This is a genomic window from Caenimonas sedimenti (assembly GCF_007833165.1).
Taxonomy (GTDB): Bacteria; Pseudomonadota; Gammaproteobacteria; order Burkholderiales; family Burkholderiaceae_C; genus Ramlibacter; species Ramlibacter sedimenti.
The window spans coordinates 21348-35304 of sequence record NZ_VOBQ01000001.1; the positions used below are offsets into that span (position 1 = coordinate 21348).

Sequence of the window (13957 nt, forward strand, 5' to 3'; positions counted from 1 at the left end):
GATGCCTTCCCCTGTGCCCCGGGTCCACCCGGGCTCTTTCCTCACGCTGCACTACCGGCTCGCCGGGCCGGGTGGCGACATCATCAACACGTTCACCGACAAGCCCGCCACCTTGACGCTGGGCAGCGGCGAACTCTCGCCCGCCGTGGAGCAGCGCCTGCTCGGGCTGGAGGAGGGGGCACGTGCCCAGTTCGACATCCCGCCGGGCGAGGCCTTTGGCGACCGCAACCCGGAGATGGTGCAGTGGGTCGGGCGCAGCCTGCTCGCCAAGTTGGGCGACCCCGATGAAACCTATTCGGTCGGCGACGTGGTGCAGTTCCCCACGCCGGACGGGCTGGGCCAGTACGCCGGCGCGGTGCGCCAGCTCGGTGACGACAAGGACGGTGACGGCAAGCCCGACGCCGTCCTGTTCGACTTCAACCATCCGCTCGCGGGCCAGCCCGTGACCTTCGAAGTGCAACTGATCGGGGTGTTGTGATGGCGCATGGGCCCCAGGAAATCCTGCTGGCGGAGCCGCGCGGCTTCTGCGCCGGCGTCGACCGCGCGATCGACATCGTCGAGCGGGCCATCGCGAAGTTCGGCGCGCCGATCTACGTGCGGCATGAGATCGTGCACAACACCTTCGTGGTGAACGACCTCAAGGCCAAGGGCGCGATCTTCATCGAGGAGCTGGCCGACGTGCCACCCGGCGCCACGCTGGTGTTCTCCGCGCACGGGGTCAGCAAGGCCGTGCAGCAGGAGGCGGAGCAACGCGGCTTCCAGATCTTCGACGCCACCTGCCCGCTGGTGACCAAGGTGCACGTGGAGGTGGCGAAGCTGGCCAAGGAAGGCTACGAGTTCATCATGATCGGCCACAAGGGCCATCCCGAGGTGGAGGGCACGATGGGCCAGCTGGACCACGGCATCCACCTGGTGGAGGACGTCGCGGACGTGCAGCATGTCCGCCCTTTGCAGACGGAGAAGCTGGCGGTGGTGACGCAGACCACGCTGTCGGTGGACGACGCCGCCGAGATCAGCGCCGCGGTGAAGGCACGTTTCCCGAGCATCCGCGAGCCAAAGCAGCAGGACATCTGCTACGCCACCCAGAACCGGCAGGACGCCGTCAAGCTGATGTCGCGCGACGTCGACGTGCTGATCGTCGTGGGCAGCCCCACCAGCTCCAACAGCAACCGGCTGGCGGAGCTGGCGCGCAAGCTGGGCGTGGACGCCTACATGGTCGACAACCCGAACGAGTTGCGGGCCGAGTGGCTGGAAGGGAAGGCGCGGGTCGGTGTCACGGCCGGGGCGTCGGCGCCTGAAGTCCTGGTCAAGGAGCTGGTCGATCGCATCAAGAGCATGGGCGCGGTCTCGGTGCGCAAGATGGACGGCATCATCGAGACGGTGAAGTTCCCGCTGCCGAAGGGACTGCGGCTGTGAACCGCAAAGCGATCGAGGCGGCCAGCGAGCGCTTCCGCGCGGACCCGCGGCGCTTCGTGCGGCGGACGCCGCTGTGGAAGCTGCCGGGTTCGGCCCTCGGTCTCGATTGCAACGAGCTCTGGCTCAAGCTGGAGCACTTGCAGGTCAGCGGCAGCTTCAAGGCGCGCGGCATGTACTACCGCCTGTTGTCGAACGAGATTCCGGCAGCAGGCGTGATCGTGGCGTCGGGCGGCAACGCCGGCATCGCGACGGCCGCGGCGGCGCGCGCGCTCGGCGTGCGCTGCGAAGTCTTCGTGCCCACGGTCAGCAGCCCGGCCAAGCAGGCCAAGCTGCGGGAGCTGGGCGCGCAGGTGGTGGTGACGGGCGCGGTGTATGCGGAAGCGCTGGAAGCCTGCCTGGCCCGGCAGAAGGAAAGCGGCGCGCTGCTGACGCATGCCTATGACCAGCCCGAAGTGGTCACTGGCGCCGGCACCCTGGCGCAGGAGATCGAAGAGCAGGGCGGCGGTGTTCCCGACACGGTGCTTGTGAGCGTCGGTGGCGGCGGCTTGATCGCCGGCATCGCCGCCTGGTTCGAGGACCGCAGCCGGATCGTCGCGCTGGAACCAGAACTCGCTCCCACGCTGTATCGCGCGCGCGATGCCGGGGCACCGGTCGACGTGGTCGTGAGCGGCATCGCGGCCGATTCGCTGGGCGCCAAGCGCATTGGCGGCATCGCCTGGGACATCACGCAGCGTCATGTGAGGGAGTCGCTGCTGGTCTCGGATGAAGCGATCCGCAAGGCGCAGCTGACGTTGTGGAAGGAGCTGAAGCTGGCGGTGGAGCCTGCGGCGGCATTGGGCCTGGCCGCGCTGCAGAGCGGCGCCGTCCGGGCCGAGGGGACGCCCAGCCTCGTGATCTGCGGCGCCAATCTCGACCCCGCCACGCTGGCATAGGCCTCCAGGGGCGCTTTGCCGCCTATACTGGATGCGTGAACAGTAGTATCAGTCACGCGCCCTGGCCCTTCATTCCCGGCGCCGCATTGCCTTTGCCGATGGTGCAGGGCACCGTCCGCGCCGGCTTTCCCTCGCCGGCCGATGACTTCGCCGTCAAGCGGCAGGACCTCAACGAGCTGCTGGTCACGCATCCCGCCGCCACGTTCTTCTGGCGGGTGCGTGGCACCTCGATGGCGGGCGCGGGCATTGCCGACGGCGACATCCTGGTGGTCAACCGTGCGCTGAACCCGGCGCACGGCGACATCGTCGTCGCCGAAGTGGACAACGACTTCACGGTGAAGTACCTGCACCGGCGCAACGGCCGGGTGAAGCTGCGCGCGGCCGACCCGACCTTCCCCGACATCCTCTTCGAGAACTCGGAAGACCAGCGGCTCACCATCGTCGGCGTCGTCACCGCCACCATCAAGCGCTTCCGCTAAAGGCCCGCGTGCGATGTACGCGCTGCTCGACGGCAACAACTTCTACGTGAGCTGCGAGCGCGTGTTCCGCCCCAGCCTGCGCGGCCGGCCGGTCATCGTGCTGTCCAACAACGATGGCTGCGCGATCGCGCGCAGCGACGAGGCGAAGGCGCTCGGCATCGCGATGGCCGAACCCTGGCACTTGATCCGCGCGAAGCTGCCCGATGCGGGCGTGGTGGCCCTGTCGGCCAACTTCACGCTGTACGGCGACATGAGCAACCGCATGATGTCGCTGGCGGCCGGCCTCGGCCCGGCGCAGGAGATCTATTCCATCGACGAATGCTTCGTCGACCTGACGGGCATGCCGGGCGACCTGGTGGCACGCGCGGACGCGCTGCGCCGGCGCGTGCTGCAATGGACGGGCGTCCCCTGCGGCATCGGCATCGCGCCGACCAAGACGCTGGCCAAGCTGGCGAACCACGTCGCCAAGGAAGCGCACCGGAAACCGGGCAACCCGTATCCGCGCGCGCTGGAAAGGGTCTGCAACCTGGCGGCGCTGCCCGCGAGCGAGCTCGACGCGGTGCTGCAAGCCACGGGCGTGCGCAACGTCTGGGGCATTGGCCCCAGGCTCTCGGAACAGTTGCAGGCCGAAGGCGTGCACACGGTTCTGGATCTGGTGCGGCTCGACCCCGCCACTGTGCGTCGCCGCTTCAGCGTGGTGGTGGAGCGCACGGTGCGTGAACTGCAGGGCCAGGACTGCCTGGCCTTCGAGGATGTTCCGCCGGCCCGCAAGGAAGTCTCGACGACCCGCGCATTCGGCGTCGCGGTCACCACGCTGCCGCCACTGCAGGAAGCCGTCAGCGAATACGCGAGCCGGGCCGCCTTCAAGCTCCGCCAGCAGGACAGCCATGCCGCACAGGTGCTGGTGTTCATCCACACCAATCCGTTCCGGCGCGGCGAGAAGCAGTACGCGAAATCGGTCACGCTGCGATTGCGTCGCCCGACGGCGGACACCGGCGCGATCGTCCAGCTGGCGCTGCGCGGCCTGCGCGAGGTCTGGCGGCCCGGCTACAAGATCCACAAGGCGGGCGTGATCCTGCTGGACCTGTGCGATGCCGGCATCGAGCAGCGCGAGCTCGACCTGGAGGACGAGCCCGCGCCCCGCCGGCGGGAGCTGTCAGCCGCGCTGGACCGGCTCAACGACCGCTACGGGCGGGGCACGCTGCACGCGGCCAGCGCCGGGATCGGCGGCGACCGGCGCGGGTGGACGATGAAGCAGGAGTGGTGCACGCCGCACTACACGACGGACTGGGAGGCACTGCCGGAGGCACGGGCCTGAAGTGCCGCGCGCTCGCTTCTTCACTCCACCTCGCAGCTCACCATCCACGGCACGCCGAACTTGTCGGTGCACATGCCGAAGCTGCCGCCCCAGAACGGCGGCGCGAAGGGCATGGTCACCTTCCCACCCTCGGCCAGGTCATTGAAGACCTTCTGGGCCCTGGCCTTGTCCTTGGGGACGTACACCGACATCGCGAAACCGCTGTAGCCGGGCGGGGACTGTTCGGGCGGCACGTCGCTCGCCATGAAGCGGGCGCCTTCGGATTCGAACGTGGCGTGCAGCACCTTGTTGTCCCAGCCGGGGGGAACCGGCATCTCGCCGGGAGGCATCGCGCTGTAGCGGTAGATGTCTCCCACGACACCGCCGCCCAGGCATCGGGCATAGAACTTCAGCGCCTCTTCGGCGTTGCCGGGAAAATTGAGGTAAGCCTCGATCTGCATGGCGTCTGGACTCCGTTTTCACTGGGAGCGGAGATGGTAAGCACCCCACGAATAAAATGGACCCATGCTGGACATCAACCTGTTACGAAAAGACCTGCCCGCCGTGGTGGCGCGGCTCGAGGCTCGCAAGTCGCCCCAGACCTTCCTGGACGTGGAGGCTTTCCAGCGGCTCGAGTCCGAACGCAAGACCATCCAGACGCGCACCGAAGAGCTGCAGGCGAAGCGCAACGCGCTGTCCAAGCAGATCGGCCAGCTCAAGGCCAAAGGCGAACCCACGGACGCGGTGATGGCCGAGGTGAACCAGCTCAAGGGCGAGCTCGAGCAGTCCGCCGCCCGGCTCGACCAGATCCAGCCCGAGATGCAGGCCCTGCTGCTGGCCGTGCCGAACCTGCCGCACGAGAGTGTGCCGCTCGGGCATGACGAAAGCGGCAACGTCGAGGTGCGCAAGTGGGGCACGCCGCGCAGCTTCGATTTCGCGGTCAAGGACCACGTGGACATCGGCGAGCCACTGGGGCTCGACTTCGGCACCGGCATCAAGTTGAGCGGGGCCCGTTTCACCGTGATGAAGCAGCAGATCGCCCGTCTCCACCGGGCGCTCGCGCAGTTCATGCTGGACGTGCAGACCCAGGAGCACGGGTACATGGAGTGCTACACACCCTACATCGTGAACGAGGCGACGCTGCGCGGCACCGGCCAATTGCCGAAGTTCGAAGCCGACCTGTTCGCCGTCAGCAAGGGCGGGCAGGATGGCCTGGGCGCGGAAGACGAGCAGAAGCTGTACCTGATCCCGACCAGCGAGGTGACGCTGACCAACTTCGTGCGCGATGAGGTGCTGCCCGAGGCGCAGCTGCCGATCAAGCTCACCGCGCACACCCCGTGCTTCCGTTCGGAGGCGGGCAGCGCCGGGCGCGACACGCGCGGCATGATCCGCCAGCACCAGTTCGACAAGGTCGAGATGGTGCAAATCACTCACCCCGACAGGAGCATGGAAGCGCTGGAGGAGATGACGCGCAACGCCGAGGCCGTGCTGCAGAAGCTGGGCCTGCCGTATCGCGTGATGTTGCTCTGCGCGGGCGACATGGGCGCGGGCGCCGCCAAGACCTACGACCTCGAAGTGTGGCTGCCCGCGCAGAACACGTACCGCGAGATCAGCTCGGTGTCGAACTGCGAGGCCTTCCAGGCGCGCCGGTTGCAGGCGCGCTTCAAGAACGCGCAGGGCAAGAACGAGCTGGTGCACACGCTCAATGGGTCCGGCCTGGCGGTCGGCCGGACGCTGGTGGCCGTGCTCGAGAACTACCAGAACGCCGATGGTTCGGTCACCGTGCCGGAGGCGCTGCGGCCCTATCTGGGCGGCAAGGAACGGCTGGCCGCCTGACCTGGGTTAAAATCATCGGCTTCGCACCACGCGAACCGAATTCAGGAGCGGTGGCAGAGTGGTCGAATGCGCCGGACTCGAAATCCGGTATACGGTTCTCCCGTATCGAGGGTTCGAATCCCTCCTGCTCCGCCAGCCCAGTGCCGAAAGCCCCGCGAGTCATTGCGGGGCTTTTTGTTTTTAGTCGGCAAGTCGAGCCCCTACGCCGCGTCGTGGAAGATGATCTCCGCCGTCCGCCGCTGCCCCGAATGCACCTTGCTGACCCCGAGCCGCAAGTTGACGCGGTAGGTTCCACGCGCCCCCTGATCCGGCCCATCGCGTCGCGATCACCGCCGCATCCCCTTGCACCAGCGGCAGCACCATCGGCCGGGACTGCATGCGGGGTCGTTGCTCGGTCATGACGAACTCGCCGCCCGTGAAGTCCTGCTGTGGCCGTGACAGCAGGATCACCACTTGGAACGGAAACACGTGTTCGCCGTACAGGTCCTGGTGCAGGCAGTTGTAGTCCTGCGGGCCGTCTTGCAGCAGCTTTCGCGCCCACGTGTCGCTGGCCGGCCGGTGCGCCGATGGTTAAACTCGCGCCAGCGAGGCAGGCCCGCCGCGCGAAAGGACTCCCATGAACGACGAAGTCGAGAAACTCCGCCAGGAAGTGAATGATCTGGCCGGGCGTGCCATCGTGGATGCCGCCATGCTCCGCCAGGCGATCCTGAGCGCCAGCACCCCGCAGCTGCGCAGCACGCATGCCGGCATCGGCAAGCTGGGCGAGGACGCCACGGTCAAGCTGCACCTGCGCACCCATCCCCTGGCCACCAAGGCTTTCGAGGACCAGAAGCGCGTGTGGCAGGCGCTGCTGACGCAGGAGATCACGTCGCGGGACCAGTCGTCGCCGCAGAATTGAGGCTGTGCTCTCCAGCCGGAAAGCCCCGCGCCGCGGGGCTTTTTTCATGGATCGCGGTCCGACGCCCAAGGCCGCGTGCGTCCTACTCCGCGCACAGGTCGCCGAGTTAGGTTCCTGACTGTTCGCAACTACCAGGAGACCCACATGCCACGTGGAGACAAGTCGTCCTATACGGACAAGCAGAAGCGCCAGGCCGAGCACATCGAGGAAGGCTACGAGAAGCGCGGCGTCGGCAAGAAGGAAGCCGAGTCGCGCGCCTGGGCCACCGTCAACAAGGAAACCGGTGGCGGCAAGAAGAGCGGCTCCGGCCGCGGCAAGGCCGTCGACAAGTCGCCCTCGCGCAAGGGCGGCGAGAAGGGCGGGCGCGCATCGGCGTCCCGTTCGGCGGCCGAGCGCTCCGCTTCGGCCAAGAAGGCCGCGGCCACACGCAAGCGCAACGCGGCGCGCTGAAGCGGCGCTGGCTTGATGCGCGGGCCACCGCGGAACCGGCTTTGCCGGGCCGCTGGTGGCGCCCCCTTGAGGGGGAGGCGCCGAAGGCGCTTCGGGGGTCGGTCAACTTTGCCGTTGATGGACCGTGATGCGCTCTTCCGCCGTCTGGTTGCCGTCGTTCGCCGTCAGACGCACCTCGAACCGCGTGCCCGGCAGCGGTAGCGCGCTCGGGCGGATCGAAACGACGAAGTGGCCGTCGCGGTCGGCGCGCACCGTCTGGTCCGCGACCGGCTGGCTCAGCCCCAGGACGCCGCCGACCGACGAAACAGCCTCAACCTGCACCCGGACCGTCGCGCCCGGCGCAGTCCGGCCTTCCACGAACAGGTTGCGGTTCGCATCGAGGACGCCGCCGTTGTCCGGGCTGGTCACGCGCAGCGGAATGGAGCCGCCACTCATGCGGTCGCGATCGCGGCCGTCGCGGTCGCGGTCACGCGCCTGGTCCCGGTCCCGCCCGCCTTCGCGGGCCTCGTCGCGGTCCAGCACGTCGAAGCCCCACGACTTGGTGGTCATGTTGCCCGCGACGTCCTTCACCCGCACCTCGACCGAGTGGCGGCCGGGCGGCAGGTTCTCGCGGTAGTTCACTTCATTGGGAGACACGCGTGCCTCGCTGGTCACGTCGAGACCGTTCACACGCAGGCGGACGCTCGCGGGGTCGACGCCGCTGCCCTCGTCGCCCAGCGTGGCCGAGATGTGGACCCGGCCGCGCTCGCCCAGCTTGTCGGCGTTGGCCGGCGTCAGGTTGGTGATGGAGGGCGCGCGCTGGTCGCGCGGCACGTCGCGCGTGCGCTCCGCGGGCGCGCCCATCGCCAGGGCCTGGAAGCCCGGCGGATAGGTGAAGCTGCGGGTGATGGTCTGGTTGCCGTACTGCAGCCGCGCCTGCATCACCTTGGTGGGGTCGATGCGGTCGGCGCGCCGCACGGTGTAGGTGCCGCGGTAGCTGCCGGGACGCTCCTGGCTCAGCGGGACCGTGATGTTGGAACCGGCCAACGTCACGCTTGCGTTGCGCGCGTCAGGTGTCCCCTGGACGTTGAACTGCAGCACGGAGCCGGGGGACAGGCCGTCGTCCGCGTTGAGGGCGATCGACTGGATGGCGGGCGCGCCGACGACTGCGCGTTGCTGCGCCGCGGCCGGAAGCGCTGTCAGGGTCGCGGCGCCCGGGATGAGCAGCAGCAGCGCCGCCACGTGCGGACGGAGTTTGGCTTTCATGGAGGAACCTCCTGGCTTGACTTCGATACCACCAAGGTACGAGGCCGCTGCCGGGCTCGCTGTAGGCCGCAGGCGAGCGCGTGCGTCAGTGCGGTCGGTCCCGATCGACCGGCATCTCGCTGGGCGATGCGCCACCCTGCAGCCCCGTGAGGCGGGTGTCCTCGCCGGCGCCGCCGAAAAAATCTTCGGTGTTGACGCCGCGCGCTGCCCGCATGCGGTAGATCGCGTAGCCGCCCAGGATGAAACCCACCAGCACCAATGCGCTGGCGAGGCTGCTGCCGCCGGTGAGCAGCGCCGCCACGCCCAGCGCGGCGAGCACCACCAGCAGGACGACAATGCGGCCCATGCGTGGTCAGCCCGCCAGCTCGGCCTCCTGCCGGGCTTCCAGGGTGGCCAGGCTGTCTGGGTGCTCGTGCGCCGTCATCGCGTTGACGAGCTTTTCCACGCCGGGGATGTCGTTCACCTGCAGCAGCAGGCCGTCGCGTTCCTTGCTGAGCACGTCGCCCGAAAGGCGCACCACGCCCTCCTCGACCTGCACGTCGATCGCGCGCGGGTGGCTCACCATGCGGCCCAGGCGTTCGCGGATCAGGTCGCGCAGCCGGGCATCGCGTTGCGGGTCCGTGCTCGGAATGTGGTGGAACGCGCGGCCCCGGCCGCGGCGCCGGATGGCCGCCTGGCGGGCGTCCGAGCGGCCCTGCTGCAATCCGCCCTTCACCAGTCCCGCCAGCAGCGCACGACGCTCCGCGCCCGACCTCGGGTCGAAGTAGTACATCGCCAGGGCACCGGCGCCCAGCGCCATCAGCTTGCTCAACGTGTCTCTCATGGTCGTCTCCCTTGGATCTTGGATCTCGCTTCAGGCGTAGGTGGACTGCCGGCGCCCGGCGGTGCCGCGGTGCCGCACAGCCACCACGGCCTGCAGTTTCTCTTCCAGCACCTGCAGCGCCGCGCGATGCAGGCGCCACAGGGCCATGAACTGGCGGTCGTGGTCCGACTTGAGCCAGTTGCCGGGGTCGTGCCGCCACAGCAGCTGCTGCGCCCGCAGGAAGGCAACCAGCTTCTCGTGCATGGCGAGCAGGCCGGCCATCTCCCCCGCGAGCTCCGGGAATGCGTCGCCGCCCAGGGCGGAAGCCTCGACCAGCGCCGCCTCCGCCGCGGGATTCGTGCCCTGCGGCAGCGCCACCAGGCGTTGGGCGCTGACCCAGTCGCCATAGAGCGTCAGGGCGCGCAGCATGCGGATCGCCTGCTGGCGCCGTCGGTCGATGCGGCGCTTGTGGCGGGTGATGGCGACGCTCAGCACGGCGACGGCCGCGAGCAGCGCCACCATCCACGCGGTGTAATAGATCGTGGCTTGCATGGCCGGGCCCGTCATGCAGCGCGCTTGGCGCGTGGCTTGGCGGCCGGCTTGGTCGCGGCCTTCCGGGCGGCCTTCCTGGCGGGTTTGCCGGCCGCGGCGGCGCGCTCCTTCGCGGGCGCGTGCGCCGCGCTCTTGCGGGCAGCCGGCTTGGCCGCGCCCTTGCCGCCGCCCAGGCTGCGGCGCAGCAGCTCGGTGAGGTCGATCACCTCGGCGCCTTCGGTGTCGGGCGCTTCCTCCAGCGGATCCACCGTCTCGGTGTCGCCGGCCTTGGCCTTGGCCTCCACCAGTTTCATGATGGCGTCGTGGAACTCGTCGCGGAATTCGGCGGCGTCCCATTGGCCGCTCATGCTGGCGATCAGCTCCTTGGCCATCTTCAGCTCGGCATCCTTCAGTCCGGCCGCCTTGCCGCTTTTCGGCAGCGGCAGGCCTTCCCAGGTGCGGACCTCGCCGCCCCAGCGCAGCAGGTTCAGCACCAGCGCCGGGCCGCACGGCAGCACGATCGCCAGGTGCTGCTTGGTCTGGATCACGACCCGGCCCAGGCCGATCTTGCCGGTCTCCTTCAGCGCTTCGCGCAGCAATGCGTAGACCTTCTCGCCCTTGTTGATGGGGGCGGTGTAGTAGGGCCGCTCGAGGTAGACGAAGGGCACGTCGTCGACGTCGACGAAGGCCTCGATCTCGATGGTCTGGGTGGTGCGCGGGTAGGCCTCGGCGATCTCCTGGGGCGAGACGATCACGTAGTTGCCCTTGCCGTGCTCGACGCCCTTGACCACGTCTTCCTTGGCGATCTCCTTGCCCGTGCGCTTGTTGATGCGCTTGTAGCCGACCGGGTCCATGGTGCGCCGGTCCAGCCAGTCGAAGTTGACGTCGGTCTCTTCCGTCGCCGAATACAGGCCCACCGGGATGTGCACGAGGCCGAAGGTGATGGCTCCTTTCCACAGCGCGCGCGTGGAGGATTTCGCCATGCCATGAGTGTTCTCTGCCATCGTTGCAGTGTCGTCAACAGGCTGAGTTCCGCCTTGTCGGACGCGCCCCGCGCGTGCTGTAGGCACCTGCCCACAACCGGCGGGCGCTGCGCTGGAATCAGCGTGCGAAGGGTGCGAGGCGGGCGAGCGCGTGCAGCAGGCCGCGGCCGCCGCTCGACGCATCCGCATTCGGCGCGAAGCGTTCCGCCTGCGCCTGCCAATGCGCCGCCAGGCGATCGAACCGGCTGCAGTTGTCGGCGCCGAAGACATCGGGCTGCCCGGCCAATGTGGCCAGGTTGCGGCCGATGCGGCGCGCGAGCAGATGGCGATGGGCCGGGGCGCAGGTGTGCATGAAAGCCGTCATCAGCGACAGCGTGGTGAGCCAGAGCGCCCGGCAAGCCAGCACGAGCTGCTGCCTGTCGGAGGAAGGTTCAGCGCAGGGGGAAAAGTGCGAGGCGGACGCCTCGACGGAGGGTTCGGAAGGCATGCGCCATGCTAGGAGGGGGAAACGGGGCTGAGCTGTCAGCCCCGCGGACCAAGCCTGGCCCGCCCCGTCCTACAGGCGCGGGGTTCAGCTGGCGTGGCTGTCGGTGCCGGGCGTGCTGGCCGTCGAGCTGGCGGCCTGGGCGTGGCGCTTCTTGCCGGCCGCCCGGGCTTCTTCGCTGGTGAACTCATGCGCGTGGCCGCTCTGATGGGCGGCGCGGCCGCCCAGGCTGGCGATTTCGCGCTGGCGCTGCGGGTCCATCGCGGCGAAGCCGCGCAGGGACTTTTTGGCGGCCGGCTTCACGGTGTCGGTGTCGTGGTTGGTTTGCGAATCCATGGTGTCCTCATCAAGGGTTGGGCTGGAAGGGGTGGAAGATGGTGCGCGGAAAGTGGGTCAGCGCAACGGCAGAGTCTGTTCGTCTTCCGTGCACCGTCATGTAGGACGGGGCCCATAAGCATGTCGGCGGATGCCTTCACGCAAATCGATAGACTCGCGATGTGAAACCCGAAACCTCTCCGGCCGTTTCCTCCGCGGCCGAAGCCCAGTGGGTGGAGGCGGAACTGGTGCGCAACCTGATGCGCACCCAGCGCAACACGCAATGGATCGGCCTGTTCCTCATTCCCATCTTCATGGGGGTGCTCTGGGCGGAAGCGATGCGCGGCCTGCTGCTGACATGGGCTCTCTTCGCGGTCGGTGCGGCGGCCACACGGCTCTCGATCGTCCAGTACTACTCGCGCGAGGTGGCGCAGCGGAGCACCGGGGAGCAGGTGGAATTCTTCCGGCGCCGCCGGCTCATCTGGCCAGTGTCGGCCCTGTTCTGGGGGCTGACCACGCTGCTGTACTTCGACCGGTCGTCGCTCGCCGACCAGTTCATCTGCTGGTTGATCCTGGCGGGGCTGGCCATGTATTCCATCAACAGCCTGTCGAGCCACCTCGCGACGATGCGTGCCTACCTGAACACGCTGGCCATCACGGCCCTGACGGTCATGGGCTGGCGCATGGCGGTGGAACTGGAGTTCAGTGGCCCGCCGTACCACTGGTGGCTGGTGGCGCTCCTGATCATCTTCTGGCAGGTGCTGCGGCAGGCGGGGCTGCGGCTGCACGTGACGCACCGGAAGAACTTCGAGCTGCAATACCGCAACAACCAGCTGATCGAATCGCTGACCCGCCAGACCCAGGCCGCCCTCGACGCGGTGGAGATCAAGAACCGCTTCCTCGCCAGCGCGGCGCACGACATCCGGCAGCCGGTGCACGCCCTGGGCCTGTATGCGGACTGGCTGGGCAGCGAGCCCGAGCTGGTGCACGAACTCGCGCCCAAGATCGTCGAATCGACCAAGGCGGTGAACCAGCTGTTCGACTCGCTGTTCGACCTGGCGCGGCTCGACTCCGGCAAGATCAAGCTGAACATCGACAACGTGGATCTGGCGCAGCTGCTGCACGACCTGGAGGTGCAATACCGTCCGCTGTGCGAGGCCAAGGGCCTGCAGTTCCGCGTGCACGTGCAGCCCGGGGTCGCGGTGTCGGACCCGATCCTGCTGCAGCGCATCGTGGGCAACCTGATCTCCAACGCCGTCAAGTACACCCAGCGTGGCGGCATCCTGGTGGCTTCGCGCGTCACCCCTTCGGGGCGGCGCATCGAGATCTGGGACACCGGCGTCGGCATCGCACCGGTGCACCAGCGCGAGATCTTCCGGGAGTTCTACAAGGTGCCCACGCACGCGGGCACGGAGGATGGCTTCGGGCTGGGCCTCTACATCGTGGCGCGCCTCACGCACATCCTCGGCCACCCGCTGGCGCTGTCTTCAAGGCCGAACAAGGGCACGGTGTTCCGCGTGATGCTCACCCCGACCGATCCGCAGGCGGCGGCGGCCCGGGCGGTGGCTTCGGTGCAGCAGTTGCTCCCGGGCCGGCTGCGCGCCGCCGACCTTCAGAGCCAGGACTCCTAGATCAGGAGCCGAGCAGCCCGTGCGTCCGGGCGTAGTGGATGGTCTGCGTGCGGCTCTTCACGCCCAGGCGGCGGAACAGGCGCCACAGGTGCACCTTGACGGTGTGCTCGCTGATGCCCAGTTCGTCGGCGATCTCGCGGTTCGACAGGCCGCGGTCCAGCATCACGATCAGCTGCTTCTGGCGCTTGGACAGCTTGTTGTCGGTGGGCGTGAGCTCCTCGAACTGGCCGTCGGCGGAAAGCAGCGCGCGCAGGGCATTGCCGATCTCCAGCGCGCCGGACGACTTCTCGATGTAGATGTCGGCGCCGGCGTCGATGCACTGCTCCTCGGCGTCGGAAGCGGGCGAGGCCGACAGCACGGCCAGCGGCGTTTCCGGGAAGCGCTTCTTCAGTTCGTGCACGCCCGACGCGCCGGTGGTGTCCGGCAGCTTGAGGTCGAGTGTAATCAGGTCAGGTTGCCCGTGCTGCTTGACGGCCGACTCGATGCCGCCCATGCGGTCAAGTTCGACCACGTTGGCGCCGGGGCGCATGCGGCGCAGGAGCATCACCACGGCCTCCCGCATCAGCGGGTGGTCGTCGATGACGTACACGTTCATGTTCTTGGTGGGGGTGGCGGCAGCGGGCATAGGGTGAAAGGATACCGCCGATTGTCGGACAAC

18 protein-coding genes, 1 tRNA gene and 1 pseudogene are annotated in these 13957 nt (G+C 68.4%); 10 read left to right on the forward strand and 10 right to left on the reverse strand.

The window, feature by feature from the left end; translation table 11 throughout:
• The first annotated feature begins 1 nt into the window (after position 1).
• The 5 genes from FN976_RS00110 to FN976_RS00130 all read left to right on the forward strand — a co-directional run bounded on the left by FN976_RS00110 (position 2) and on the right by FN976_RS00130 (position 4145).
• Entirely contained in the window at positions 2–478 is a 477-nt protein-coding gene (locus FN976_RS00110) for an FKBP-type peptidyl-prolyl cis-trans isomerase (protein WP_145889736.1), read from the forward strand.
• Positions 478–1416 carry a 4-hydroxy-3-methylbut-2-enyl diphosphate reductase gene (ispH, locus tag FN976_RS00115; protein WP_145889737.1) on the forward strand — a complete coding sequence of 313 codons (939 nt, stop codon included), beginning with the start codon at positions 478–480 and terminating at the stop codon, positions 1414–1416. Before FN976_RS00110 ends, ispH begins: the two co-directional genes overlap by 1 nt.
• On the forward strand, positions 1413–2348 hold the full coding sequence (locus FN976_RS00120) for a threonine/serine dehydratase (protein ID WP_145889739.1): 936 nt from the start codon (positions 1413–1415) through the stop codon (positions 2346–2348). The genes ispH and FN976_RS00120 overlap by 4 nt, the downstream gene beginning before the upstream one ends.
• A 98-nt stretch (positions 2349–2446) precedes the next feature.
• Complete coding sequence (locus FN976_RS00125; RefSeq protein WP_145890027.1) at positions 2447–2827, forward strand: LexA family protein; 381 nt, start codon at positions 2447–2449, stop codon at positions 2825–2827.
• Positions 2828–2840: 13 nt separating this feature from the next.
• Complete coding sequence (locus FN976_RS00130; RefSeq protein ID WP_145889741.1) at positions 2841–4145, forward strand: Y-family DNA polymerase; 1305 nt, start codon at positions 2841–2843, stop codon at positions 4143–4145.
• A 20-nt stretch (positions 4146–4165) separates the two neighbouring features.
• Here FN976_RS00130 and FN976_RS00135 read toward each other — a convergent pair whose 3' ends face one another.
• The gene (locus FN976_RS00135; RefSeq protein ID WP_255440010.1) at positions 4166–4585 is read right to left on the reverse strand and encodes a VOC family protein; all 420 of its coding nucleotides are present in this window, start codon (positions 4583–4585) and stop codon (positions 4166–4168) included.
• A gap of 64 nt (positions 4586–4649) precedes the next feature.
• On the opposite strand from FN976_RS00135, the gene serS reads away from it, so the two are divergent.
• A complete protein-coding gene (gene serS, locus FN976_RS00140; RefSeq protein WP_145889743.1) occupies positions 4650–5960 on the forward strand; it encodes a serine--tRNA ligase in 1311 nt (436 codons plus the stop codon).
• A gap of 44 nt (positions 5961–6004) precedes the next feature.
• Positions 6005–6095 (forward strand) — tRNA-Ser (locus tag FN976_RS00145).
• 65 nt (positions 6096–6160) lie between these two features.
• On the opposite strand, the pseudogene FN976_RS00150 reads toward FN976_RS00145, so the two are convergent.
• Positions 6161–6488: pseudogene (locus FN976_RS00150) on the reverse strand (2OG-Fe(II) oxygenase); the annotation flags it as partial.
• A gap of 88 nt (positions 6489–6576) precedes the next feature.
• On the opposite strand from FN976_RS00150, the gene FN976_RS00155 reads away from it, so the two are divergent.
• Together FN976_RS00155 and FN976_RS00160 are read left to right on the forward strand one after the other, a co-directional pair.
• Positions 6577–6858, forward strand: coding sequence for a hypothetical protein (locus FN976_RS00155; RefSeq protein ID WP_145889745.1), 282 nt, complete (start codon positions 6577–6579; stop codon positions 6856–6858).
• Positions 6859–7002: 144 nt separating this feature from the next.
• Entirely contained in the window at positions 7003–7308 is a 306-nt protein-coding gene (locus tag FN976_RS00160) for a plasmid stabilization protein (RefSeq protein ID WP_145889747.1), read from the forward strand.
• A 102-nt stretch (positions 7309–7410) separates the two neighbouring features.
• Here the strand turns inward: FN976_RS00160 and FN976_RS00165 are convergent, their stop codons facing one another.
• From FN976_RS00165 to FN976_RS00195, 7 genes are all read right to left on the reverse strand, one after another.
• Complete coding sequence (locus tag FN976_RS00165) at positions 7411–8553, reverse strand: Ig-like domain-containing protein (RefSeq protein WP_145889749.1); 1143 nt, start codon at positions 8551–8553, stop codon at positions 7411–7413.
• Positions 8554–8638: 85 nt separating this feature from the next.
• Positions 8639–8899, reverse strand: a complete 261-nt coding sequence (locus FN976_RS00170; RefSeq protein ID WP_145889751.1) for a hypothetical protein — start codon at positions 8897–8899, stop codon at positions 8639–8641.
• A gap of 6 nt (positions 8900–8905) precedes the next feature.
• A complete protein-coding gene (locus FN976_RS00175) occupies positions 8906–9376 on the reverse strand; it encodes a BON domain-containing protein (RefSeq protein WP_145889753.1) in 471 nt (156 codons plus the stop codon).
• Positions 9377–9406: 30 nt separating this feature from the next.
• Positions 9407–9907 carry a hypothetical protein gene (locus FN976_RS00180; RefSeq protein ID WP_145889755.1) on the reverse strand — a complete coding sequence of 167 codons (501 nt, stop codon included), beginning with the start codon at positions 9905–9907 and terminating at the stop codon, positions 9407–9409.
• Positions 9908–9918: 11 nt separating this feature from the next.
• On the reverse strand, positions 9919–10890 hold the full coding sequence (gene ku, locus FN976_RS00185) for a non-homologous end joining protein Ku (protein WP_255440011.1): 972 nt from the start codon (positions 10888–10890) through the stop codon (positions 9919–9921).
• Between the two features lie 97 nt (positions 10891–10987).
• Positions 10988–11356 (reverse strand): hypothetical protein, encoded by a 369-nt coding sequence (locus FN976_RS00190; RefSeq protein ID WP_145889759.1) that lies wholly within the window; start codon positions 11354–11356, stop codon positions 10988–10990.
• A gap of 84 nt (positions 11357–11440) precedes the next feature.
• A complete protein-coding gene (locus FN976_RS00195; RefSeq protein ID WP_145889761.1) occupies positions 11441–11689 on the reverse strand; it encodes a KGG domain-containing protein in 249 nt (82 codons plus the stop codon).
• 161 nt (positions 11690–11850) lie between these two features.
• Here FN976_RS00195 and FN976_RS00200 point away from each other — a divergent pair, with 161 nt between their 5' ends.
• Complete coding sequence (locus tag FN976_RS00200; RefSeq protein ID WP_255440012.1) at positions 11851–13299, forward strand: sensor histidine kinase; 1449 nt, start codon at positions 11851–11853, stop codon at positions 13297–13299.
• Between the two features lies 1 nt (position 13300).
• Here the strand turns inward: FN976_RS00200 and FN976_RS00205 are convergent, their stop codons facing one another.
• Complete coding sequence (locus tag FN976_RS00205; protein ID WP_145890032.1) at positions 13301–13894, reverse strand: response regulator transcription factor; 594 nt, start codon at positions 13892–13894, stop codon at positions 13301–13303.
• Between the last annotated feature and the right edge of the window lie 63 nt (positions 13895–13957).